Annotated in this window: 22 protein-coding genes and 2 pseudogenes; 11 read left to right on the top strand and 13 right to left on the bottom strand. The window is 69.0% G+C overall.

Going from position 1 to position 23,414, the window contains the following annotated elements; genetic code table 11:
- Positions 1-756: pseudogene (locus ACTHL9_RS19455) on the top strand (cation-translocating P-type ATPase); the annotation flags it as partial.
- Positions 757-777: 21 nt separating this feature from the next.
- On the opposite strand, the gene ACTHL9_RS19450 reads toward ACTHL9_RS19455, so the two are convergent.
- Positions 778-1,602 carry a CoA transferase gene (locus ACTHL9_RS19450; RefSeq protein ID WP_440520943.1) on the bottom strand — a complete coding sequence of 275 codons (825 nt, stop codon included), beginning with the start codon at positions 1,600-1,602 and terminating at the stop codon, positions 778-780.
- Between the two features lie 607 nt (positions 1,603-2,209).
- Between ACTHL9_RS19450 and ACTHL9_RS19445 the strand changes: the two genes are divergently transcribed.
- A complete protein-coding gene (locus tag ACTHL9_RS19445; protein ID WP_440520942.1) occupies positions 2,210-2,815 on the top strand; it encodes a COG4315 family predicted lipoprotein in 606 nt (201 codons plus the stop codon).
- A gap of 77 nt (positions 2,816-2,892) precedes the next feature.
- On the opposite strand, the gene ACTHL9_RS19440 is transcribed toward ACTHL9_RS19445, so the two are convergent.
- Together ACTHL9_RS19440 and paaZ are read right to left on the bottom strand one after the other, a co-directional pair.
- A complete protein-coding gene (locus ACTHL9_RS19440) occupies positions 2,893-3,297 on the bottom strand; it encodes a VOC family protein (RefSeq protein WP_440520941.1) in 405 nt (134 codons plus the stop codon).
- Positions 3,298-3,334: 37 nt separating this feature from the next.
- Positions 3,335-5,446, bottom strand: a complete 2,112-nt coding sequence (gene paaZ / locus ACTHL9_RS19435; RefSeq protein ID WP_440520940.1) for a phenylacetic acid degradation bifunctional protein PaaZ — start codon at positions 5,444-5,446, stop codon at positions 3,335-3,337.
- A gap of 149 nt (positions 5,447-5,595) precedes the next feature.
- Between paaZ and ACTHL9_RS19430 the strand changes: the two genes are divergently transcribed.
- Positions 5,596-6,390 (top strand): SGNH/GDSL hydrolase family protein, encoded by a 795-nt coding sequence (locus tag ACTHL9_RS19430; protein ID WP_440520939.1) that lies wholly within the window; start codon positions 5,596-5,598, stop codon positions 6,388-6,390.
- A 27-nt stretch (positions 6,391-6,417) separates the two neighbouring features.
- On the opposite strand, the gene ACTHL9_RS19425 is transcribed toward ACTHL9_RS19430, so the two are convergent.
- From ACTHL9_RS19425 to ACTHL9_RS19395, 7 genes are all read right to left on the bottom strand, one after another.
- A complete protein-coding gene (locus ACTHL9_RS19425) occupies positions 6,418-7,170 on the bottom strand; it encodes a tyrosine-protein phosphatase (RefSeq protein ID WP_440520938.1) in 753 nt (250 codons plus the stop codon).
- 154 nt (positions 7,171-7,324) lie between these two features.
- Positions 7,325-8,206: a 3-hydroxyacyl-CoA dehydrogenase family protein gene (locus ACTHL9_RS19420; RefSeq protein WP_440520937.1), complete on the bottom strand. Its 882-nt coding sequence runs from the start codon at positions 8,204-8,206 to the stop codon at positions 7,325-7,327.
- The gene (locus ACTHL9_RS19415) at positions 8,207-8,986 is read right to left on the bottom strand and encodes an enoyl-CoA hydratase/isomerase family protein (RefSeq protein ID WP_440520936.1); all 780 of its coding nucleotides are present in this window, start codon (positions 8,984-8,986) and stop codon (positions 8,207-8,209) included.
- Complete coding sequence (locus ACTHL9_RS19410; RefSeq protein WP_440520935.1) at positions 8,986-10,212, bottom strand: acetyl-CoA C-acyltransferase; 1,227 nt, start codon at positions 10,210-10,212, stop codon at positions 8,986-8,988. Before ACTHL9_RS19410 ends, ACTHL9_RS19415 begins: the two co-directional genes overlap by 1 nt.
- Positions 10,213-10,351: 139 nt before the next feature.
- On the bottom strand, positions 10,352-10,594 hold the full coding sequence (locus ACTHL9_RS19405; protein ID WP_440520934.1) for a hypothetical protein: 243 nt from the start codon (positions 10,592-10,594) through the stop codon (positions 10,352-10,354).
- Positions 10,595-10,805: 211 nt separating this feature from the next.
- On the bottom strand, positions 10,806-11,288 hold the full coding sequence (locus ACTHL9_RS19400) for a hypothetical protein (protein ID WP_440520933.1): 483 nt from the start codon (positions 11,286-11,288) through the stop codon (positions 10,806-10,808).
- Positions 11,285-13,717: a molybdopterin oxidoreductase family protein gene (locus tag ACTHL9_RS19395; RefSeq protein WP_440520932.1), complete on the bottom strand. Its 2,433-nt coding sequence runs from the start codon at positions 13,715-13,717 to the stop codon at positions 11,285-11,287. Before ACTHL9_RS19395 ends, ACTHL9_RS19400 begins: the two co-directional genes overlap by 4 nt.
- Before the next feature lie 121 nt (positions 13,718-13,838).
- Here ACTHL9_RS19395 and ACTHL9_RS19390 point away from each other — a divergent pair, with 121 nt between their 5' ends.
- A complete protein-coding gene (locus ACTHL9_RS19390; RefSeq protein WP_440520931.1) occupies positions 13,839-14,582 on the top strand; it encodes a lysostaphin resistance A-like protein in 744 nt (247 codons plus the stop codon).
- On the opposite strand, the gene ACTHL9_RS19385 is transcribed toward ACTHL9_RS19390, so the two are convergent.
- Positions 14,535-16,091, bottom strand: coding sequence for an ABC-F family ATP-binding cassette domain-containing protein (locus ACTHL9_RS19385; RefSeq protein WP_440520930.1), 1,557 nt, complete (start codon positions 16,089-16,091; stop codon positions 14,535-14,537). The two genes, ACTHL9_RS19390 and ACTHL9_RS19385, sit on opposite strands and share 48 nt — an antisense overlap.
- Before the next feature lie 230 nt (positions 16,092-16,321).
- Here ACTHL9_RS19385 and ACTHL9_RS19380 point away from each other — a divergent pair, with 230 nt between their 5' ends.
- Genes ACTHL9_RS19380 through ACTHL9_RS19365 form a run of 4 tightly spaced genes read left to right on the top strand, consistent with a single transcriptional unit; the run spans position 16,322 to position 19,897 of the window.
- Positions 16,322-16,759 carry a VOC family protein gene (locus ACTHL9_RS19380; RefSeq protein ID WP_440520929.1) on the top strand — a complete coding sequence of 146 codons (438 nt, stop codon included), beginning with the start codon at positions 16,322-16,324 and terminating at the stop codon, positions 16,757-16,759.
- A 54-nt stretch (positions 16,760-16,813) separates the two neighbouring features.
- Complete coding sequence (locus tag ACTHL9_RS19375; protein WP_440520928.1) at positions 16,814-17,776, top strand: 1,4-dihydroxy-2-naphthoyl-CoA synthase; 963 nt, start codon at positions 16,814-16,816, stop codon at positions 17,774-17,776.
- Between the two features lie 18 nt (positions 17,777-17,794).
- On the top strand, positions 17,795-18,988 hold the full coding sequence (locus ACTHL9_RS19370) for an AMP-binding protein (protein ID WP_440520927.1): 1,194 nt from the start codon (positions 17,795-17,797) through the stop codon (positions 18,986-18,988).
- 30 nt (positions 18,989-19,018) lie between these two features.
- On the top strand, positions 19,019-19,897 hold the full coding sequence (locus tag ACTHL9_RS19365) for a 1,4-dihydroxy-2-naphthoate polyprenyltransferase (protein ID WP_440520926.1): 879 nt from the start codon (positions 19,019-19,021) through the stop codon (positions 19,895-19,897).
- A gap of 142 nt (positions 19,898-20,039) precedes the next feature.
- Here the strand turns inward: ACTHL9_RS19365 and ACTHL9_RS19360 are convergent, their stop codons facing one another.
- Positions 20,040-20,351, bottom strand: coding sequence for a DUF4229 domain-containing protein (locus tag ACTHL9_RS19360; protein WP_440520925.1), 312 nt, complete (start codon positions 20,349-20,351; stop codon positions 20,040-20,042).
- Positions 20,352-20,376: 25 nt separating this feature from the next.
- Between ACTHL9_RS19360 and ACTHL9_RS19355 the strand changes: the two genes are divergently transcribed.
- A complete protein-coding gene (locus tag ACTHL9_RS19355; protein ID WP_440520924.1) occupies positions 20,377-20,643 on the top strand; it encodes a PLD nuclease N-terminal domain-containing protein in 267 nt (88 codons plus the stop codon).
- Here the strand turns inward: ACTHL9_RS19355 and ACTHL9_RS19350 are convergent, their stop codons facing one another.
- A complete protein-coding gene (locus ACTHL9_RS19350) occupies positions 20,644-21,945 on the bottom strand; it encodes an ABC transporter substrate-binding protein (protein WP_440520923.1) in 1,302 nt (433 codons plus the stop codon).
- A gap of 271 nt (positions 21,946-22,216) precedes the next feature.
- On the opposite strand from ACTHL9_RS19350, the gene ACTHL9_RS19345 reads away from it, so the two are divergent.
- Entirely contained in the window at positions 22,217-23,161 is a 945-nt protein-coding gene (locus tag ACTHL9_RS19345) for a carbohydrate ABC transporter permease (RefSeq protein WP_440520922.1), read from the top strand.
- Positions 23,151-23,414 (top strand): annotated as a pseudogene (locus ACTHL9_RS19340) (carbohydrate ABC transporter permease); the annotation flags it as partial. The gene ACTHL9_RS19345 and the pseudogene ACTHL9_RS19340, both read left to right, overlap by 11 nt.

Raw genomic sequence — 23,414 nt, 5'->3', positions numbered from 1 at the left:
AACGATGTGCTCGCGCTCAAGGACGCGGACATCGGCGTGGCCATGGGGGACGGAAGCCCAGCGACCCGGGCCGTCGCCCAGATCGTCCTCCTCGACAACAGCTTCGCGACCTTGCCGCACGTGGTCGGCGAAGGCCGGCGGGTGATCGGCAACATCGAGCGGGTGGCGAACTTGTTCCTCACCAAGACGGTCTACTCCGTGCTCCTTGCGCTGATGGTGGGCGTCCCGGGGCTGATCGGCTTGGACCCGCTCCCGTTCCCCTTCCTCCCCCGCCACGTCACGATCACCGGCTGGTTCACGATCGGGCTCCCCGCCTTCATCCTGTCCCTCGCGCCCAACCACGACCGCGCCCGCCCCGGCTTCGTGGGGCGCGTCCTGCGCATGGCGATCCCGGCGGGCGTCGTGATCGCCGTGGCCTGCTTCACGAGCTACCTTGTGGTTCGCTCCTCGATGGCCGACGGCGGCCCCACCCAGGTGCAGGCCAGCACCTCCGCGCTCATCACCCTGATCGCGATCGCGCTCTGGGTGCTCGCGATCGTGGCGCGGCCGTACGAATGGTGGAAGGTTGGGCTCGTAGCGCTCATGATGGCCGCCTCGTTCGTGATGTTCGCCCTCCCGCTCACGCGGCAGCTGTTCGAACTCGACCCCAGCCACCCGGGCTACACCCTCACCGCGCTGGCCTGCGCCGGCGTCGGCATCGTGCTGGTGGAGCTCGCCTGGTCGATCGATGGTTGGCTCCGCCGAAGCCGGAGCTGACCATTAGAGCCATCCGAGCCATTAGAGCCACTCGAGCGAAGCGGACCCGTACCGCTCGGGTCCGTGCGGGTATTCGAGCTGCGCCCCGTCCAGGAGCAGCGGTGGCGGCACGTAGTCCAAGACCCCGTGGGGGCTCTCGGCCTGCCGACGTGCCACCGGCAACGACCTGGCCTCGGCTCCGGACGGCGTCGGTGCCGCGAGCAGCTCGTGCGCTGTGGCCGCGAGCGAAAGATGGGCACTGCCCGCGATCCCGCGGCGCCGGGCCGCGAGCAAGGCCACTGCGGCAGCGGCAACCCCGAGGCCCGTGGCGTAGTCAAGCGCCTGGACCGGCAGCGCACCCGGCCGCCAGACGCCGTCGTGCTCCAAGCCGTAGATCGTCGCGATCCCGCAGGCCGCCTGCACAATGCTGTCGAAGCCGCGCGCTTCGGCCCACGGCCCGCCGCGGCCCCACGCGTTGAGGGACACGACGGCGAGCTGCGGCTGGTCCGTGCGCAGCGAGGCGGGATCTAGCCCGAAGCGGGCGAGGGCGGCCGCGCGATAGCCGAGGACGACGACGTCGGCCGTCCCGGCGAGTTCGCGCACCCGCGCGAGCTGGTCGCCGTCGGCGAGGTCGACGACGGCGCTGCGCTTGGCGAAGTCGGCGTCCAGATGGGCGTCGAGCAGCTCCGGGTACTGGGGCGGGTCGATGCGGAGGACATCGGCGCCGAGGGCCCCGAGGAGGGTGTGGCGCTCGGCCCCGCGATGACCCGGGTGAGATCGAGGACACGCACACCGGACAGGGGAAGGCCGCCCGCAACCTCGAGCGGCGGCTTCGCCACTTCCTCGGCGACCACCACGTCCATCCACGGCTGGGAGGCAGCGGTCTGCCCCATCGGCGAGGACGACCACTCCTCGGGCGACCTGACGGCCGCAGCTACTCCCCCGGCCCGCCGCACGTCGGCTTCCACGTCGAGTGCCGAACGCTCGCGGAGGGCGGCATCAAGCTGGGAGGGATCGGCGATCCCGAGCCCTGCGAGCAGCCGGGCAGCGTGGTGTGGATAGTTCGCGTGGAGGCGGACCCAGCCGTCGGCGGTCGGGCGGAAGCCGGACGTCGGGGCCCAGACGTCGGGCGCCTTGCCATCGATCAGCAGATGCCGGACCGAGTCGAAGGACGCGGCGAGGAGCTCCGACGACGTCGACGCTCGGCGCTGGCCCTCGGGGGACGGGGCGAGGGCGTCGAGCGCCGCGATGAGCGCTCCCATCGCGCCCAGGGCGAGGCCCTCGACGTCGAGCGCGCCGCCCCACCACCACCGTGGACCGCTCCGCCAATCCCGGGGCTCCGGAACCTGTCCGAGGATCGGCCGGAGATACCGGTGCAGGGGCAGAGGTTCAGCGAGGACATCCTCAGTCATGAAGGGATCGTAGCCGCATCCGCGATCGGGGTAGAGAGCGAGGATGAGGGTAGGAGACGGTCATGCACCAGCAACGGAGGCCCCTCATCCTCGCAGCCTGCACCTCACTGCTGGCCCTTGCGCTGGCCGGGTGCGGCGGAAGCAGCCCCAGCTCCCAGCAGCCGGAGTCCTCGGCACCGGCGGCGTCCGCCAGCGGCTACGGACCCGGAGGCGAAGCGCCCAATGCGTCCTCGAAGGCGACCTCGAGCCTCAAGACCGCGTCGGTGAACGGCCAGACCATCGTCGTGGACGCGAACGGAATGCCCGTCTACTTCTACACCTTGGACAACCCGGGAGAAGCGAAGAGCGCGTGCCTCGGCGGCTGCGCCACCCTGTGGCCGGCCGTGACGAGTGACCAGGCTCCTCGGCTCCAGGGCATCACGGCCAAGGTCGGCAGCATCACCGCGGCGGACGGCAGCAAGCAGATCACCCTCAACGGCCTGCCCATCTACTACTACGCGAAGGACACCTCGCCGGGGACGGCGAACGGGCAGGGCGTCGGCGGGGTCTGGTACGCCGTATCCCCCAACGGCTCGATGACGACGTCCTCGCCCACCGGAAGCAGGCCGGCCTCGGGAGGCTCCACGGAGTCGGTCTCGGCCAGTCCCACTCTTCAGCCCTCCAAGTAGGCACCGCGCATGCTTTCCCGCGCGCGGAGGAGGGCCGGGCGCTCGGCCCGGCCCTCCGTCGTCGTCCTTGTGCGGGACTACATGTTGTATTCGATTGCGCCGCCCTGATGCAGACAGAGGATGTTGCCATCGGGGTCTGCGAACCACGAGGCGCGCTCGTCGCCCATGGTGTAGACGTGATGCTCATCCGTCTTGAGATCGGGGAGATCGTAGTCCTCGAAGTGCACGCCATGCCCTTCGAGTTCGCGCATCGTGGTGTCGAGGTCGTCAACCTCGAACGTGATGGCGGTGTGGCCTGAGTGGACCGACTTGGGATCGACCATCAGGCCCAACGATGCGGTTCCGTCCAGACCGAAGATCATCATTCCGGTCGGGTCCTTGCCGCGGACGGGGAGCCCCAGCGCTCCTTGGTAGAAATCCTTCGCCCGGGCCTCGTCGGCCACCGTGAGGATTGTTGTTGCGGGTCGCGTCGCCAGATTCATGGGGCACCTCCACGAGGGTGAACTGACGGCACCCATTCTAGGCGGGCCACTCCTTGGCGACGAGGGTCAGCACGTCGTAGGTGGCGACAATTTCGTCATTCTGGTTTTCGATCACCGCGTCCCAGCAGACCTCGCCATATTCGTCCGTGACACGGGGCGTGATCTGCTTCGCGGTCAGCGTCACGCGGATGGAGTCGCCAGCCGGGACCGGGGTGAGGAAGCGGAGGTTCTCGAGCCCGTAGTTCGCGAGCACTGGCCCCGGCTCGGGCGAGACGAAAAGCCCCGCCGCCCAGCTGACGAGCAGGTAGCCGTGCGCGACGATCCCCGGGAAGAACGGGTTCGCTGCCGCGGCCTCCTCGTTCGTGTGGGCGTAGAACGTGTCGCCGGTCTCGTTCGCGAAACGGGTGATGTCCTCGAGCGTGACCTGGCGCAGCTCCGAGCGGACGGCGTCACCGATGCGCAGCTCCGCGAGGGACTTGCGGAACGGGTGAGTCTCAGGGTTCGCGGGGTCCGCGAGGTGACGGTCGGCTCCCTTGTGCCACACGCCCGTCACGGCCGTGAGCATGTTGGGCGAGCCCTGGATCGCCGTGCGCTGCATGTGGTGCTTGACGGAGCGGATGCCGCCGAGCTCCTCCCCGCCGCCCGCGCGGCCCGGGCCGCCATGGACGAGGTGCGGGACAGGCGAACCATGGCCCGTGGACGTCCGTGCGTCCTCGCGGTTGAGCACGAGCACGCGGCCGTGGTGGGACGCGATGCCGAGGGTGAGGGCGTGCGCGGTCTCCGGATCGTTGGTGCAGACCGTCGCGACGAGCGAGCCCGCGCCGAGGGCGGCCAGCTCGACCGCCTCTTCCACCGAGGAGTAGCCCACCACCGAGGAGACCGGGCCGAACGCCTCCGTGCCGTGCAGCGCAGGGGCGCGGACGTCGTCCCACGTGAGCACCACGGGCGACATGAACGCGCCATCGGGCACGGCGGCCTTGGAACCGCCCGAGGTCACGACCTCCGGCGCCTCAAGCGAGCCCCACGCGATCCGGCCGCCTGACGCGACGAGAGATTCGACCGCGTCCCGGACGTCCTTGAGCTGCCCGACCGAGGCGAGAGCGCCCATCGTCACGCCCTCCACACGGGGATCGCCAAGGACCACCTTGTCGGTGACGCGCGCACCGATGGCGGCAACGACGTCGTCCACCATGTCCTTCGGCACGATGGTGCGCCGGATCGCGGTGCACTTCTGGCCGGCCTTGACCGTCATCTCGGTGACCACGGAGCGGATGAACGCGTCGAACTCGGGCGTGCCCGGGCCAGCGTCAGGGCCGAGGATGGCGGCGTTGAGCGAATCGGTCTCGGACGTGAAGCGCACGCCGCCGTGCACCACGTTCGGGTGGGACTTGAGGAGGTTGGCGGTCGACGCCGACCCGGTGAAGGACACCATGTCCCGGTAGTCGAGCTCATCGAGGAGGGTCCGCGCCGAGCCGGAGATGAGCTGGAGGGAGCCAGCCGGCAGGATGCCGGACTCGATCATGAGCCGAACGACGGCCTCGGTGACGTAGCCCGTGGGCGTCGCGGGCTTGACGATCGTCGGGACGCCCGCCACGAACGCCGGGGCGAACTTCTCGAGCATGCCCCAGACCGGGAAGTTGAACGCGTTGATCTGCACGGCGACGCCGGGAATGCGCGAGTAGATGTGCTCGCCCACAAACGAGCCGTCCCGCGAGAGCGTCTCCAGCGGACCTTCGACGATGACCTGACTGTTCGGGAGCTCACGGCGCCCCTTCGAGCCGAAGGTGAAGAGAACGCCAATGCCGCCGTCGACGTCAACCATCGAGTCGAGCTTCGTGGCGCCGGTTTTGTAGGAGAGCTCGTAGATCTGTTCGCGGTGGCCATTGAGGAACTGGGCGAGCTCCTTGAGCTTGAGCGCACGCTCATGGATCGTGAGCTTTCCCAGGCTCGACTGCCCCACGGTGCGGCCGTGGCGCACGACGGCGGCCAGATCCAGCCCTTCGGTGCTCACCGCGGCGAGGAGCTCGCCGGTGCTCGCATCGCGGACTTCGGCGGCCTTTCCTGCCGCGCCCTCTGGAGTCCACCAGGCGTCAAGGACGTAGCTCGGGACGATCGTGGTCTGGATCGATTGTGCCGCGGCAGTGGTCATCGTCGACGGTTCCTTCCGATGCGGGGACTCGGGACGGCCGGCGCTTGGAGAGCCTAATTACTGACCGGCCGTTCGGTAATGGCAATAGAATACACGGCCCGCGCCTCGAGACCTAGTCCCACCGGCGCAGCAGGCCTACCCTGAGCGGCATGATCGACTCCCAGCCCCGATCCTCGCGCCTCATCCGCGTGCTGCTCGCCGTCCTTGCGGCCCTTGGCCTCCTCGCTGGTGCCACCCTGCCAGCGCAAGCCGCCACTCCGCCGTCGTACGTCGGACTCGGCGACTCGATCGCAGCCGGCACCGGCGGCAGCACGGTAACGAACGTTCCATGTCAGCAGACCACTGTGGCCTACCCCGTCCAGCTCGGCGGCAACGACCTCGGCTGCTTCGGAGCAATGACCTCAGACGTCATCGCGGCCCAAATCCCCCAGCTTCCGTCCAACACGCGCAACGTCACTATCACCGTCGGCGCGAACGACGCCGGGGCAGGCGCCGCCGTGGTCAGCTGCTTCTTCGGCACAGCGACTCAGTGCGACCAGACCCTCTTCTACTCGACGACGGTCCTCATCCCGGAACTCCCGGCGAAGCTGTCTGCAACGATCGCTGCTGTACGCGCCAAGGATCCGACGGCCCGCATCACGCTGACGGGCTATCCGCTCCTGTTCACGGTGTCTGGCCTGCCGCCCGCCCAGCAGCAAGCCGCTGCGTCGATCAACGCCGCAACGTTGCTTCTCAACGCAACGATCGCGACGACAGCATGGCGCAATGGGGCTGGGTACGCAGATGTCACCTTCCGTTTCCTGGGGCATGGGGTCGGCTCGCAGGATCCCTGGATCAACGGGCCGATTCTCACGCCGACAGGGCTCGCGCCCGGCTCGTACCATCCGAACGACAGCGGCTACACGCAGGGCTACGTCCCGGCGGTCGCGCCGTTCGTCCGGTAAGGCAGCCAAGGCCAGTCGTGCGAGGCCTCAGCCGCGCCGCAGCTTCGCCCTGACACGCTCCAGCTCGGCTCGGCTGAGGCCATGCTCGAGGAGGTATTCCTCGGCGTTGATGCCCGCGCCGAATTCCGCGAGCGCGGCCTGGCGCTCGGCGAGGATCGGCTCGAGCTCGGCCTCTTCCTGATAGCTCTCGTATGGGTGCTTGACGGGGCTGATGCGGTGCCACTCGTTGATACTGCGCACGCTCGCCTCGTACTGGGCCGCCGCTTTCTCCTGGGCCACCGCGGGGTCGGCGAGCTGGAGCAGCATCGTGATGATGATCCCGGTGCGGTCCCGGCCCGCCGAGCAGTGCACCACGACACCCCCGGGGGCGTCCGCGATGGTCCGGAACACCGCTGCGATCCTCTCGGGGAAGAGGCGAACCACCCCGGCATAGCCATTCGGGTGGTTGAGATACGGGGGCACTTGGCGGGCGAACAGGTCGGCGAGCTCGGGGTGCTCGGGATCCTCGGTCGGGGCATTGACGACGGCGATGCCCTCCATGGCCTCGTTCGGCACCTCCGGATCGGTAGGCCTCCGCCGCCGCTCGCCCGGGTTCCGGAGGTCGATGACTGTGCGGACGCCGTCGTCGTGCATCTGCCGCCAGCCGCGCTCGGTGAGCCACTCGCTGCGGCCCATCCGGTAGACGGAGCCAAGCACGCGACGCGCGTTGACCGCGCCCTCCCAGTGGACGGCGCCGTCGTCGTTGGAGGGTCGTTGCCCCTCGCCACTGCGCTCCGTCATGTCCGCTCCCTCCACCCCCGGCCACCTCCCGCCCGACGCGCGGCCACCTCCTGCCCGACGCGCGGCCACACTCTCACCAATTGAAGACTAATGGCCACGCGTTGAGTGAAACGTGGCCAGGCGTTGGGAGAGAGGTGGCCACGCGTTGGGGGCGTCAGTCCCAGTCGTAGAAGCCCTTGCCGGTCTTGCGGCCGAGTTCGCCGTTGGCGACCTTGTCGCGGAGAATCTGCGGGGGCGCGAAGCGTTCGCCGAGAGTCTTGTGGAGGTACTCGGCGATACCGAGCCGGACGTCCAGGCCCACGATGTCGGTGGTCTTGAGCGGACCCGTGGGGTGCTTGTAGCCCAGGACCATGGCGTTGTCGATGTCCTCCGGCGTCGCCACGCCCTCCTCGACCATGCGCATGGCCTCGAGCGCGATCGCCACCCCGAGGCGGGAGGAGGCGAACCCGGGGGCGTCCTTGACGACGACGGCGGTCTTCCCCAGCGCTTCGACCCAGCCGCGGGCGGCGGCCTGGGTCTCCTGAGAGGTCTGCTCCGCGATGACGACCTCGATCAGGGTCGAAGCAGGAACGGGGTTGAAGAAGTGCAGGCCAAGGAACTGCCCGGGCCGCTTGAGCGACGCAGCGAGCTCGCTCACCGACAGCGAGGACGTGTTCGTGGCCAGGTACGCGTGCGGGGAGATCTCGCGCTCGACGGCGGCCAGCGCCGTGGCCTTGAGCGTCGGGTCCTCGGGGACGGCCTCGACGACGAGGTCGCACAGCGCGAAGTCGGCGTAGTCCACGCTCGTGGCGAAGGATTCGAGGACCGCTGCCTTTGTCTCTGACGGTTCCCCCTCCAAGGCTCCTCGTTCAATCGACTTCGCCACCGACGCCTCGACCCGCTCCCTCGCGGCCTCGGCGGCCTGCTCGTCGCGCTCGACGACCACGACCTTGGCGCCCTTCATGAGGAACGCGTGCGCGATCCCGGCGCCCATCCGGCCCCCGCCCAGCACACCGACGTGCGCGGGAAGGCCCTCGGCGAGGTTGATTGTGCCCATCTACTTCTTCTTTCTGTCGAGGAATGCCTGCATGCGGTCGAACTTGGCCTGGGACTCGAACAGGATCCCCTGAGCCAGGGTGTCGATCACCGGGTGCGCTTCGCGCGGGGCGTGGAAGACGGCCTTGGAGATCCGCACCGCGAGCGGGTCCTGGGCCGCGATCCGGTCCGCGAGGGCGTCCGCCGCGGCCAGGAGCTTCTCCGGCTCGACGAGCTCGCTGATCAGGCCGGCGGCAAGGCACTCCTGCCCGGTCAGGACCCGGCCCGCGAGCAGGATCTGCTTCGCGAGAGGCTCCCCGACGAGCTCCCGGAGCCGCCAGGTCGCCCCGGCGGCGGCCATGATGCCGAGCCCGGTCTCGGGGTTGCCCAGACGCAGCGACTCGGTGCCGATCCGGAAGTCCGCCGCGTACGCCAGCTCGGCGCCCCCGCCGAGCGCATACCCGTCCAAGGCCGCGATCACGGGCATCGGCAGCTTGGCGATGCGGTCGAAGACGGTCGAGTTGATCCCGGCCAGAGCGTCGTCACGACGGCGCTCGCGCAGCTGGGCGATGTCCGCGCCTGAGGCGAAGATCCCCTTCGCGCCGGAACCTGTGTCAGTTGGTGTACCCGAGACGATGAGGATCTTGGGGTCGGCCTCGAGGTGCGCGCACACGGCATGGAGCTCCTCGACCATCGCGGCGTCGATCGCGTTGCGCACCTCGGGGCGGTGCAGCCGAACGTGGAGGCGATCCACCCGCTCCTCGACCTTCAGGGTGGTGAACCCGGACGCGTCCAGGCCCATCACATACCCTCCACGATCAGCGCGGTGCCCTGTCCCACGCCCACGCACATCGTCGCGAGGCCGAGCTTCCGGCCCGCCCCGGTGAGCTCGCGCTCCATCCGACCCAGCAGCGTCACCACCAGGCGGGACCCGGAGGAGCCGAGCGGATGGCCCAAGGCGATCGCGCCGCCGTCGGCGTTGACCGTCTCCTCCTCGAGCTTGAGCTCCCGCATCACCGCCAGGGACTGAGAGGCGAAGGCCTCGTTCAGCTCCACCGCACCCAGATCCGCCACGGACAGGCCGGTGCGTTCGAGCACCTTCCGCGTCGCCGGGACCGGGCCCATGCCCATGATCTCCGGCGCCACCCCGGCCGAGGCCCCGTCCAGGATCCGCGCCCGGGGCGCCAGCCCGAAGCGCTCCACTGCCCCTTGCGAGGCGACCACGATCGCCGAGGCCCCGTCGTTCAGCGAGGACGCGTTTCCCGCCGTCACGACCGAGCCGCCCTTCACCACCGGGCGCAGCTTCGCGAGGACCTCCATCGTCGTCCCCGGCCGCGGCCCCTCGTCGGTGTCCACAACCGTCTGCGCGCCCTTCTTGCCGGTGACCGTGACGGGCACGATCTCCTCCGCGAGCCGCCCCGCCTCGATCGCCGCGATCGCCCGCTCGTGCGAGCGCACCGCGAACGCGTCGCAGTCCTCGCGCGAAGTCTCGAACACCCGGGCGACCTCCTCGGCCGTCTCCGGCATCGAGTACGTCGCCTTCCCGTCCCGTGAGAGCTCCCCGGAGAGGAAGGCCGGGTTCGTGAACCGCCACCCGATCGAGGTGTCGAACACCGCCCCGGGCTTCGCGAACGCCGTCGACGGCTTCTCCATCACCCACGGCGCCCGGGACATCGACTCCACCCCGCCAGCAACCACGAGGTCCGCGGCGCCAGCCTTGACCATGTGCGAGGCCATGATGATCGCCGACAGGCCCGAGGCGCACAGCCTGTTCACCGTGATGCCCGGCACCGAGTCCGGGTAGCCCGCCAGCAGCCAGGCCATCCGCGCCACGTTCCGGTTCTCCTCGCCTGCCCCGTTCGCGTTGCCCAGGATCACCTCGTCCACCTCGGCCGGGTCGATTCCGGCACGCGCCACCGCAGCCTTCACGGTCAGCGCCGCCAGGTCATCCGGGCGGACCGAGGACAGGGCACCGCCATAACGGCCCACCGGAGTCCGCGCGCCGCCGATCAGAAAGGCCTCAGCCATGAGCACATCCTTATGCGTTGGGTTCCGGTCGGATCGTCGAGGACTACAACGACTTACCGACCGTTCGTTCTATAAAGATTACCCGTCGCATGACTGGGGTCAACCCGTAGCCAGGATTCGTCGCGGGCAGGGATGAGTATCAGGCGGCTCTCAGCCCGCCGCGATAGCGGCGGACGGCCTTGGCCAGGCCTAACCGGGCGGCTTGGCGCAGGCCCTCGGGTTCGCTGGCCGGGCAGCGATAACGGAAGGCCTCGGCATCAACGCCGTTCAGATAGGCGACGGCGAGTTCCCCTGCCGCTCGGGCTCGTTCAAGGGTAGAGGGGGCGGCGCGGTCGAAGACGGCCCTGGCTTTCACCGGGCCCGAGATAGGTGTGAGTGTCAAGAGGAAATGCTCCTCACTGGGGCGAGGCGAAGAACCGAGAAGAAGCGCTCGGCCGGCCTGTCCCAATGAGGTCCGACTGCGATTGAAGTCCCGGCCGACTGTCAGCCGAGCCCTCCCGCCTCGAGGTCCGCGCGGCTCGAACTCGGGCCGCGCTTATCCCTTGACACTAGGAGTAGACAGAACTGTCTGTCCAGAGAGGCGCTGGGTCTGGCTAGCTGACGAGAATCTGGGTTGCGCTCTCCTTGAGCTTGCTGTTCGCCCAGCGCATCTGGCGCAGGGTGTCCGGGTGGTTCTTCTTGGCCAGGTCGAGCAGGTCCTTGTGCTTGATCCCCTGGGCTGCCTGGGCGAGGAGCTCCCATTCCACAGACACGCCGGCCGCCTTGATGTACACCTCTCGGACGTCCCGAAGAAGCAGGAGCCCCGGCGACTTCAGGTGCCCCACCAGCTCGCTGCCCTTCTCGACGAGGGCATCGACGGGGCCGTGCGTGGTGCCGGCGTCCGGATCCAGATCCTGCCCGTAGGTCTTGGCCATCTCCGAGATCTCGCGGACGTGGCGCTGGGACCACCCCGCGAGGTCGCGCGCGAGGTGGAAGATCTCGTGGTCCACTTTGTGGCGCTCCGAGATCTTGAGCAGTTCGCGTGCAAGCTCCGCCTCCGAGCGGTGGAGCTCCTCAAGGGCCAAGCCGATCTTCATCGGGTCCCTCCCGTCGTCATCGGATCCATCTCGGCCTCTGCCAGCGGGGCCACGGGCCGGGACGCCGTTGTCGTCGGCGCGGGAGAGGGCCCATCGGCCGCGGCAATCCGCTTGACGCTCGCCGCCGCCGTCTTGAAGATCGGCTGCTTGGAGCACGCGTCCCAATCGGTGATGGTGAGCTCGTTCGCGGCGCGTCCTGCGTCGTCGGGCTCGTGGCCGCCCTCGGTGTCCCAATACCCGTAGTGGAAGGGAACGAACACTACGCCCTTGCGGATTCCGGTGATCCGGGCCTTTGCCTGCAGGGAGCCGCGGGGGCTCGCCACCTCAAGGAGGTCGCCTTCCGAGATGCCGACGACGGCGGCATCGCCTTCCGAGATCTCCACCCACACGTCGGGGGCGGCAGCCTGCAGCTCGGGAGCCCTTCCGGTCTTCGTGCGGGTGTGGAAGTGGTACAGCGTGCGGCCGGTGATGAGGATGAAGGGAAAGTCCTCGCTCGGGATCTCATGGGCGGGAACGTAGGCGGCGGCCTTCAGGATGGCCTTCCCGCTGGGATTCAGGGCCTTGTACTCGGTCTCGTCGAGCGGCGCACCCGTGACCAGATCTCGGCCGTAGCTCTCGCAGTACTCGGGGGCGCTGAAGAACCTTCCGTCCTCGTACAGGCGCTCGGTTCCGTCCGGGTGCTCGTCATTGCACGGCCATTGGATGCCCGAGCCTCCGCGCAGCTTCTCAAACGTGAGGCCCGTGTAGTCACAGGGCCTTCCCCGGCTGCATTCCTTCCACGCCTCGAACGCGGACTCTGCGTCGTGCCATTTCACGAGCGGCGCGCCGTCCTTGTCTCTGAGCCCCAGACGGTGGGCATAGTCGATGAAGATGTCGAGATCGGCCTTGGCCTCCCCCGGCGGGTCGACGGCCTTTTCCGAGAGGTGCACCGTGCGGTCGACGTTGGTGAATGTCCCTGTCTTCTCCCCCCACGTCGCGGCAGGCAGGACGACGTCGGCGAGCTGGGCGGTCTCGGACAGGAAGATGTCCTGGACCACGAGGAACAGCCGCTCCTGCTGGAGGATCGACCGGACTCTGGGGAGCTCGGGCAGCGAGACCGCCGGGTTCGTGCCGCTGACCCAGAGCATCCTGATCGAGCCGTCCTCGGCGTAGCGCATCATCTGCATGACGTGGGTCGGCGGCGAGTAGTGCGGGATGTCCATCGGGTCGACGTTCCACACCTTCGCGAGGTCCTTCACGTGCGCGTCGTTGGTCCAATTGCGGAAGGCGGGCAGATCGCCGTCGGCCCCGCATTCGCGCGTGTTCTCCGCGGTGGGCTGCCCGTTCATCTGGAGGACGCCGCAGCCCGGCTTGCCGAGCATGCCCCGGATGATGTTGATGTTGTTCACCTGGACGGCCGCGGCGGTGGCCTGGTTCGACTGGTAGAAGCCCTGCAGCACGGTGGAGAGCAGGCGTTCCGCGTGCCCGAGGATCGAGGCGGCCTCGCGAATCTGGTCCGCGGGGACGTCGCAGATCTCGGCCACGACCTCCGGCGGGTAATCCTGCACCCGCTTCGCCAGTTCCTGGAAGCCCACGGCGTGGGCCTCGATGTAGGCGTGATCGACCCAGTCGTTGGCAATGATCTCGTGGAGGAGCCCGTTCATGAGGGCCACGTTGGTGCCCGGCAACGGGGCCAAGTGCACCGCAGCGTGGCGGGCGACCTCAGTGGGCCGCGGATCCACGCAGATGATCTTCGGAGGGTTCGGTCCCGCGAGCCGGTCCAGCATGCGCATCCACAGCACGCTCTGCGTCTCGGCGACGTTGTGCCCGTAGAGCGCGATCACGTCGGCGTGATCGATGTCGGTGTAGGAGCCGGGCTGCCCGTCGCTCGCGAAGGACTCCTTGAGCGCCGCGGCCGCCGTCGCGGTGCAGAGGCGCGTGTTGCCGTCCACGTGGTTGGTCCCGAGCCCACCGTGGGCCACGACCCCCAGCGTGTAGTACTCCTCGGCGAAGAGCTGGCCGGTGGTGTAGAAGCCGATCGCGCTCGGGCCCTGCTCGTCGAGGAGCTCCTGAGTGCGCTGCACGATCCGGTTCATCGCGGTGTCCCAGTCCGTCTCGACCAGGCGCCCGCCCTCTCGGATGAGCGGCCGCGTGAGTCGGTCCGGGGAAGAGTTGGCCTGCCATCCGTAGAGGTCCTTCACGCCGAGACGACCGTGATTGACGCGGTCGACGGCGCGTCCCCGCACCCCGACGATGCGCCCGTCCTTGACGGCGATGTCCATCGCGTCGCCGTTCGAGTGCAGGAGGGACGCGGTCTGGATCCAGCTGTCAACGTCCTCGGCGCTCAGGCCTTCCGCGAGATGCGTGTCCACCCTCTGCGGCCAGGCCTCCCCCGGCCCGTAGGGGCTTCTGGTGCCCCAAGGCTCTGCAATCCGGTCCGTTCCCGCCATGGACTCCTCCTCCAGCCGTTCTGCGCCGCGTCGCCCCACCGAACACCCATGCCTTACCCCCGAAGCCGGAACGCGAACGCGCTTCCGCTCGTTCCACCGGCAAATGCGCACTGTCGACTCAATGCCCCAAGCTCCCGGGCGCCGGCCCGGTGATCCCGCGCCCGGCCGACGCTTCGGCCGTTTCACGGGAACGGACGCGCTCGCCGTCGTCCTCTATGTCCTGCTCCCCCTCGCGGCGATCCTGCTCCCGCTCGACCGCCTGGCGTGGCTGCGCGCGAACCCGCTCGCCGGGTCCTACCTGCTGAACCTTGCTGTGTACGGAGTAGTGTTCATCGTCGCGGCGATCGCTGCCAGGGCCTACTTCGCTCGCGATGTGCGGATCCTCGGCACGCGGCCGTGGTTCACCCTCGGGATCCTGCCGCTCCTGCTCATCGCGATGCTCGTGGTCACGGCCATCCTCGTTGCGCTCTCGGGCGGCATCCAGGTCTCTCAGAATCAGGAGAGCATCGAGGGGCTCGCGCGCGGCGTCCCGTGGTGGCTCACCGCGCCGCTGCTCGTTGTCCTGGGCCCGTTCGTCGAGGAGTTCATCTTCCGCCACCTCATGATCGGCAAGCTGAGCCTCTACGTGAACAAGTGGTTCTGCTACGCCCTCTCGGTGGTCCTGTTCGCGTCGCTGCACCTCCTCAGCAGCGACGCCTTCACGCTGCAGGCCCTCGCCCCGTACGTGGGGCTCGGCGGCGTCCTCGTGTTCGCCTACGCGTGGACCGGCAACAACCTTGCGTTCAGCGTCTCCCTCCACGCCCTCAAGAACCTGCTCTCAGTGGTGCTGCTGTACACGCTCGACCTCTCCTCGCTCCAGCCGTAGCTCGTCGCCGCCCATCGCCGAGAACCATCGCAGGAGCGCCGCATCGTGGCTCGTGACCACAAGGGTTCCGCGATAGCGCTCGAGGGCCTCCTCGAGTTCCCCCACGAGGAGCGGGGCGAGGTGGTTGCTCGGCTCGTCAAGCAGGAGCACGTCCGGGGTCCCCGAGAGCAGCCGCGCGAGCGCGAGCCGGCGGTACTGCCCCGCAGACAGCGACCCCACCGGGACGAAGAAGTCCCCCACCCGGAACAGTCCCAGATGCAGGAGCCGCTCGGCATGCTCATCGAGGTCGCCGGGAAGCCCAGACGCGTAGGCGGCGAGCAGGCGGGCGTGCGGGTCCTTCGGCGGGGCGAGCTCCTGCGGGAGGAGGCCGACGACGGCGGCCCTGGGTTCGCCGTCGTCCTCGCCTCGGGCCCCGCTCACCTGGGCGACCCCCTCGAACGGCACTCTCCCGGCGAGGACGCCCAGCAGGGTCGTCTTGCCCGCCCCGTTGGGACCGGTGACGGCGAGTCGGCCGCCTGGCGCCACGTCGAGGTCCACCGCGCGGAGCCGGCCCGGTACTGACGCCCCGCGAACGCTGACCGCCGCGCCGCCGTCAGCCTCGAAGGCCACGGCAAGGTGCAGCGGCCGCGGCGGCGGCATGACCGGCTCGGCCTCGAGCCGCCGCAGGCGCTCGCGCGCGGACCGGGTCTGGCTCTCCACCGCCGCGCTCACGCGCTGGCCGAAGTAGTTGAACCCCGACTTGTCCTTGTCCGTCATCCGCCCGTACGCGACGCGGCCCGAGACGGCCGCCGCCTTCTCGCGCTCGTGGTCCTTTGCGGCGACCCACTCGAGGTAGGCACGCTCCCAGTCACGGCGCTCGCGGACCTTCGCGGCGCGATACCCCGCGTACCCGTCGCCGTAGCGGCGCACGCTCTGCCGGTCCGCGTCGACTTCGAGGATCACGCGGGCAAAGCGCCCCAGGAAGTCGCGGTCGTGGGAGACCGCCACGACGATCCCGGGCCGCGAGGCGAGCTCGGCCTCGAGCCAGGCGACGGCGTCCGCGTCGAGATGGTTCGTGGGCTCATCGAGGAGCAGGATCGGCGCCGGGTCCGCGAGCGCGAACGCCAGTGCCACGCGCTCGGCCTCGCCGCCCGAGAGCCTGGCCAGCGGACGGTCCGCCGCACCGCGCACGAGGTGCCCGACGCCGAGCCGCTCGAGAGCGATCTCGGCGCGGAGGCGCGCGGAGGCCCCGTCGTCGTCGGCGTCCCCCGAGCCGTCGGCGCCGCGCAGGGCCTCGAGCAGGCCCGCGATGCTCGCGCCGCCGTCAGGGGTTTGGGCGAGGCGGGAGGTTGGGCCGTGGACGGCGACCCTGCCCGCGTCCGGCGCCTCCTGACCCGCGAGAAGGCGCAGGAGCGTGGACTTCCCCGCGCCGTTCTCGCCGACCACGGCGATCCGCTCGCCGTCGGCGATCACGAGGTTCACGCGATCGAGGAGGAGGCGGTCTCCGTAGCCGTGGGAGACGTCGGTCAAAGTGATATGGGGGTGGAAAGGGTGCGCGTGCATTGATGGCCTCGCTTCGGCAGCTCGCGGGCAGACTTCTGCCCAGGCGGAGTGGGAATGGGAAGCGATCAGCGGACCATGGGGTCAAGCGTGCCGGGAGCCGAAGGCGCGTGTCAAGGCGTGCAGACCGTTCCAGTGCTGCGGAACGGGCTGTCCGCTTCTCCCTTCCCGCGGCGGACGCTCCCGCCTAGCGTTGACCCATGGCATACAGGATTCAGGTGGTCGTGGATTCGCAGAACCCGCACGCTCAGGCGGATTGGTGGGCCGAGACGCTCGGCTGGGCGGTTGAGCCGAGCGACGAGGACTTCATCCGCCGCATGATCGCCGAGGGCTACGCAACCGAAACGGAGACGACGACGTGGAACGGTTCGCTCGTCTGGGCCACTGCTGCGGCTATCGCCCCCGAAGACGAGCTCGGCCGCAAGGACCGGCGCCGCATCCTGTTCCAGACTGTCCCGGAGGCGAAAGCGGTCAAGAACCGCGTGCACTGGGATGTCCGGCTCGACGGGGACGACAAGGACGTGGTCCGCGCCAAGCTCGAGGCCAGAGGCGCCACTTTCCTGTGGGAGGCGGCAGAAGGCCCGCATTCCTGGTACACGATGGCCGACCCCGAGGGGAACGAGTTCTGCATTTCGTAAGGGCGGCCCGAGACGGCGACGGAGGGGTCGGACCCCGAGACTAGACTTTCAGGCGTGACCTCCTCCCCCGCGCCCGTTCTGCCCGAGAAAGTCTCCGACGTCTTCGACCCGAACCGCTGGCGTGCCGTCGAGGGGTTCGGGTTCGAGGACATCACGTACCACCGGCAGGTGGAGAGGGACGCCGACGGCGCGATCGTGCGGGACCTTCCGGCTGTCCGCATCGCGTTCGACCGCCCCGAGGTCCGCAACGCGTTCCGCCCCGGCACGGTCGACGAGCTCTACCGCGCGCTCGACCACGCCCGCATGACGCCGGACGTGGCGACCGTGCTCATCACCGGCAACGGCCCCTCGCCGAAGGACGGCGGCCACGCGTTCTGCTCTGGCGGGGACCAGCGGATCCGCGGGCGGGAGGGCTACAAATACGCCTCCGGGGACACCGCCGAGACCATCGACCCCGCCCGCGCCGGCCGGCTTCACATCCTCGAGGTGCAGCGGCTCATCCGGACCATGCCCAAGGTGGTCATCGCCGTCGTCAACGGCTGGGCGGCGGGCGGCGGACACTCGCTCCATGTCGTCGCGGATCTCACGATCGCCTCGCGCGAGCATGGCCGCTTCAAGCAGACCGACGCCACCGTGGGCTCGTTCGACGCAGGCTACGGCTCGGCCCTCCTGGCCCGCCAGATCGGCCAGAAGCGCGCGCGGGCGATCTTCTTCCTGGCCCGCGAGTACACGGCCGAGGACATGGTGGCGATGGGGGCGGTCAACGAGGCGGTCGAGCACGCCCGGCTCGAGGAGGTCGCGCTCGAGTACGCCGAGGACATCGCCCGCCAGTCCCCGCAGGCCGTCCGCATGCTCAAGTTCGCGTTCAACCTGGCCGACGACGGCCTCGCCGGGCAGCAGGTCTTCGCCGGCGAGGCGACCCGCCTCGCCTACATGACCGACGAGGCCGTCGAGGGCCGCGACGCGTTCCTCCAGAAGCGCGACCCCGATTGGTCCCCGTTCCCGTACTACTACTGAGCTGCTGAGGAACCGCGCATGAGTCTGGATCCCGTCCTCAAGGCCCTCGCCGCAGCCCTCGCCGGCGAAGGTCCCGCCGTCGAGTTCGGCCCGAGCGGCAGCGGGCCGCAGCACGGCTCGTGGCGGCTCTGGCGTCCGACGACGGCGGCCGCCGCGCTGCCTCCGGGCACGGCCGTCGTCGTGCGCACCTCGGGGTCCACCGGAATTCCGAAAGCGACGGCGCTCACTGTGGACGCCCTGGCGGCGTCGTCGATGAGCACGGCCTTCAATCTTCGCGGCGAGGGGCAATGGCTCCTCGCGCTCCCGCTCGACTACGTGGCCGGCGTCCAGGTCCTGGTCCGGTCCCTGTACGCGGGCACGCGGCCCGTCGAGATGGAGCTCACGGACGGCTTCACGCCCGAGCGCTTCGCCGAGGCCGCCGAGGAGATGACCGACCCGTTCCGGCTCACCTCGCTCGTCCCGACTCAGCTGCGCAGGCTGCTCGAGGATCCGTCACCGCGGCTGGCGAAGGTCCTGCGGCGCTTCGACGCGGTCCTCATCGGGGGCGCGCCCATTCCGCCGGGTCTCCTCGATCGGGCCGCCGAGGCCGGTGCCAAAGTCGTGACCACGTACGGCTCCGCCGAAACGTGCGGCGGCTGCGTGTACAACGGTTTCCCGCTCGAAGGGGTATCCGTGCGCATCGCCGAAGACGGCCGGATCCATCTCGGGGGACCCGTGGTCGCTGCCGGGTACGTCGGCGACTCCGAGCGCACGGCCCAGCACTTCCTCGAGGAGGACGGCGTACGCTGGTACGTCACCTCCGACATCGGCGAGTTCGACGGCGAGGGGCGGCTTCGCGTCGTGGGCCGGACCGACGACGTCGTGGTCACCGGCGGCGTCAAGGCGTCCACGGCGAAGGTCGCTGCCCAGCTCGAGGCGATCGACGGCGTGCGCGACGCCTTCGTCTCAGGCGTGCGCGACGCCGAGTGGGGGCAGGCGCTCGCGGCCGCCGTCGTCCTCACCGGCCCAGGGGACGTGAGCACCCCCGCCGGCCGCGAAACCGCCCTCACCACGGTGCGGGCCTCCGCCGTCGACCGCCTCGGCAAGCTCGCCCCCAAGACGTGGCTCATCCTCGAGACGCTGCCGCTGCTCCCCAACGGGAAGCCTGACCGGCAGATGCTCGGCGAGGCGCTCGCGCGGGCCCACGCCGCGCGCCGCCGGCCGACGACTTAATCCATCCATCACCCACCCGCAGGAAACCTCTTGGCATCTCTCGCTCAGTGGGTCCAGGGCGCCCGGCCCCGGACCCTTCCCATGGCCGTTGCGCCTGTAATCGTCGGCACCGCCGCCGCCTACGGACTCGGCAGCTTCAAGCCGCTCAACGCCGTCCTCGCGGCCCTGGTCTCGGTGATGCTGCAGGTCGGCGTGAACTACGCGAACGACTACTCCGACGGTATCCGTGGGACGGACGACCACCGTGTCGGCCCCTTCCGCCTTGTCGGCGGCGGCGCGGCCACACCCCGTGCGGTCAAGCGCGCGGCGTTCCTCTCGTTCGGCGTCGCGGCCCTGTTCGGACTCGTGCTCGTGGCACTCTCAGGAACGTGGTGGCTCATCCTCGTCGGCGTGCTCTGCGTGCTCGCTGCCTGGGGCTACACCGGGGGCAAGCGGCCGTACGGATACCTCGGCCTCGGGGACGTGTTCGTGTTCGTGTTCTTCGGCCTCGTGGCCACGCTCGGGACGACCTACACGCAAGCCCTCGCGCTCAGCGGCCCGGCCTGGGCCGGCGCCGTCGCGACCGGGCTGATCGCCGTCGCTCTGCTCATGGCCAACAACGTGCGCGATATCCCCACCGACCGCCTTGCCGGCAAGCGCACTCTTGCTGTGCGGCTCGGGGATCGCGCCGCCCGGGCCTCGTACCCCGCGATGCTCGCGGTCGCCGTCGTCGCCGCCCTGCTGCTCACGCCGGCGAACCCGTGGATGCTGCTCGTGCTCGTGCTGGTGCCTGCCGCGGTGGTGCCGTCGCGAATCATGCTCTCCGGGGCCGGCGGCCCCGCGCTCATTCCGGTGCTCCAGCAGACGGGCTTCCTCAACCTCGGCTTCGCGCTGCTGTTCGCGGTCGCGGAGGTGTTGGGGCGGCGGTAGCGCCCGGCGCCCCGCTTGCGCCGTCCGGCTTGCGCCGTCACCTCCGCAGGGTGCGTCCCCTCAGCTTGCGCGCCCCGCTTGCGCCGTCACATCCGCAGGGTGCAGGCACCGAGACACCCTGCAAACGTGACGGGGCAACGTGTCAGGAAGCTTCGGGGCGCTGCTCGTCGTCGGACTCGTCGTCCTCGCGGCGCTGGGCCTCGTCGATCGAGTCCTCGGCCTCGGCGTCCTCCTCCTCACGCGAGGTGCGCACCTTCTTCCGGCCGCCGAACACGTCGCCGACTTCCGTCGCCGCCGCGTTCCGCTGGCGACCCAAGAAAAGGAAGCTGACCGCGAAGCCGATGATCACTGCATACACCGCTGAGAGCACTCCCCCGATCCCGAGAAGCAGGAAGATGACGAACGGCACCACGAAGAGGGCAGCACGGACGAGGGAGTACTTGAGAAACGCCACTAGCCAAGTTTACTAAAATAGGTTCATGGCCCGCCTTCTGCCCGTTATCGCCATTCTGGCCGCATGGCTGTACGCAATGGTTGACTGCGCGATGGCCGACCGTTCGGCGGTCCGAGGCGGACTGTCCAAGACGGCCTGGTTCTTCATCACCGTGCTGCCCGCCGTCGGCACGGCTCTGTGGTTCATCTTCGGACGCCCGCGGCGCTCCGCTCCGCCGTCATCCGGCGGGGGCCCTCGGGGCCGACGCCCGATGGCACCGGACGACGACCCCGATTTCCTCCACGGCCTCTGACTACTTCTTGGCGTTCTTGATCTGGCTGTCGGCCTCGCTCTTGAACGCGGCGGCTGCGGACTGTGCGTCGGCGCGGCCGAACAGGACGTCGGTCGTGTGGCGGCCCAGCGAGTCGGCGACTTTGCTCGAACCGGTCGGCGGAACCGCGGGGGCCTGGCCGAGCTCGGGCTTGATCGCCGTCAGGAAGTCCAGCGCCGTCTTGTCGGTCGGCGTGAGCAGCGGCTTGATCGCATCCTGGATCTTGGGCGACGTCGAGAAGCCGCGCTCGGTGGTGATGACCTTGGCGACGTCCGTGCTGTTGACGAGGTAGTCGATGAAGGTGGCGACCTCTTCCGGGTGTTTGGTCCGCGATGAAGCGGACCAGTACATGGAGGGCTTGTAGAAGAGGCCGTCGTCCTGCGCCTTGCCGTCCTGGCTCGGGACGCGGAGGAGCTTGATGTCACTGCCGGTGGCCTTCTGGAGGGCGCCGAGCTGGTTGGTCCACCAGAACGACATGCCAGTCTTGTTCGTCGCCGCGAGGCTCTGCTCGACCGCCGCGCCGATGTCCTCCTGGCCTACGCTGGCCGGCGGAGCAGCCTTGGCATCCATGAGCTTCTTCTGGAAAGCCATGTAGGAGGCGACGCCGTCCACCGTGAAGCCGGTCTGTCCGTCGTCGGTATAGAGCTGCTCGCCGCGCTGCCGCAGCCAGATGTTGAGGCTCTGGTCCGTCAGGCCATAGGACGAGCCGAAGTTGGAGGCGCCGGCGGCGACGGCTTGAGCGGTCTTGAGGAAGTCGTCCCACGTCCACGTCGTGTCGTCCGGAATCGGGACGCCTGCCTTCTTGAAGACGTTGACGTTCGCGAAGACGGCCAAGGCGTTCTGTCCGGTGCTGATGCCGTACTGCTTGCCCGTGTACTGGCCTGAAGAGAGCGTGTTCTTGTCGAACGCCGAGAGGTCGAGGCCTTTCTGCTTCGACAGGTCAAGGAGGGCGCCGCGCCCGCCGTACTCGGCGATGTAGGCGAGGTCCATCTGGATCACGTCCGGCATGTCATTCGCGGCCGTCTGGGTGGCGAGCTTGTCCCAGTAGCCAGCCCAGACGCCCGGTTCGCCCTGGATCTTGATGTTGGGATGCGCCTGCTGGAAGGCGTCGATCACTTGCTGCGTCTGCTTGTTGCGGACGTCGTTGCCCCACCAGCCAAAGCGGAGGGTCACCGAACCGTCGGCGTTCTTGCTTCCGCCGCCTGTTCCGCAGCCGGCGAGGACGCCCACGGCAGCCGTTCCGGCGAAGAGCTTGAGCGCCGAGCGGCGAGTCAGAGTCGTCATTGTCTCTCCCATGGTCGAGGTGCGGAGCTTTTGCACGAGAAATCGGTTTCTGATTCACTGAGTATGTCTGAGGTCACATCCAGCGTCAAGAACTTAGGAAAACGCATTCCCCTTGATTTTTCAAGGGTGGCAAAAGTCTTGACGGCGCTCATGGCCCGTCCTATCTTGGCGTGAAAGCGCATTCCCACGCAGAGGAGGAACGTCTCGTGTACACCGCACAATCGATCCCGTCGCCCCGGCCAGGAGCGGCGACCGTGAAAGGTTTCACGCCGTGAGCGCGCTCGCCGAGCTCGGGAGCCTCAGCAAGAAGGGTTCCGCCGGAAAGGGGCGGGCCGCCGCGACCACCAAGAAGGACAACAAGGCGGCCTTCATCTTCCTGGCCCCCTGGATCGTCGGGCTCGTGTGCATCACGGTCGGGCCGATGCTCATGTCGCTCTACCTGGCGTTCACGGACTACAACCTCATCCAAGACCCCAACTTCATCGGGTTCGACAACTTCACCCGCATGATGGGCGACGAGCGGTTCTGGAACTCCCTGGGCGTCACGCTCACCTACGTCATTGTCGGCGTCCCGCTCCAGCTCGCCCTGGCGCTCATCGTCGCCCTTGCCCTCGACAAGGGTCTGAAAGGGCTCGCGTTCTACCGCTCGGTGTTCTACCTGCCGTCGCTGTTGGGCTCCTCCGTGGCCATCGCCGTGCTGTGGAAGCAGATGTTCGGCACCTCCGGCCTGGTCAACCAGCTCCTGGCCATGGTCGGCATCCACGGACCAGGCTGGATCTCGGACCCCAGCACCGCACTGGGCAGCATCATCCTGCTGCACGTATGGACCTTCGGCTCCCCCATGATCATCTTCCTCGCCGGGCTCCGGCAGATCCCCACGATGTACTACGAAGCGGCCGCCGTCGATGGCGCCGGCCGGCTCACTCGCTTCGCCAAGATCACCCTGCCGCTGCTGAGCCCCATCATCTTCTTCAACCTGGTCCTGCAGATCATCGGCGCGTTCCAGTCCTTCACCCAAGCGTTCATCGTCTCCGGGGGCACCGGCGGACCCAGCGACTCGAGCATGTTCTTCACCCTGTACCTCTACCAGCGCGGCTTCGGCCAGTTCGACATGGGCTATGCCTCCGCCATGGCCTGGGTCCTGCTGATCATCGTCGGCGCCTTCACGGCCATCAACTTCTACGCATCGAAATTCTGGGTGTTCTATGACGACTGAAGCAGCCCCGCAAACCGCCGCCCCGCGCGTCACCGACGACGCGCCGCACGGCGCCCGCAACCGGCCCCGCGTCCCTCAAGCAGGCCTCGCCTACTCCGCCAGGGGCCGGGCACGACGCGCGGTCAAGCACGTCATCCTCATCGTCGCCGCGATCATCATGATCTACCCGCTGCTGTGGATGGTCGTCTCGTCGTTCCGCCCCAGCGACGAGGTCTTCCGCGCCCCCGGCCTGTGGCTCACCGAGGCCCACCCC

It is taken from the genome of Sinomonas sp., from assembly GCF_051955515.1.
In the GTDB taxonomy this organism is placed as follows: domain Bacteria; phylum Actinomycetota; class Actinomycetes; order Actinomycetales; family Micrococcaceae; genus Sinomonas.
This window is presented reverse-complemented; position numbering and strand designations above follow the sequence as displayed.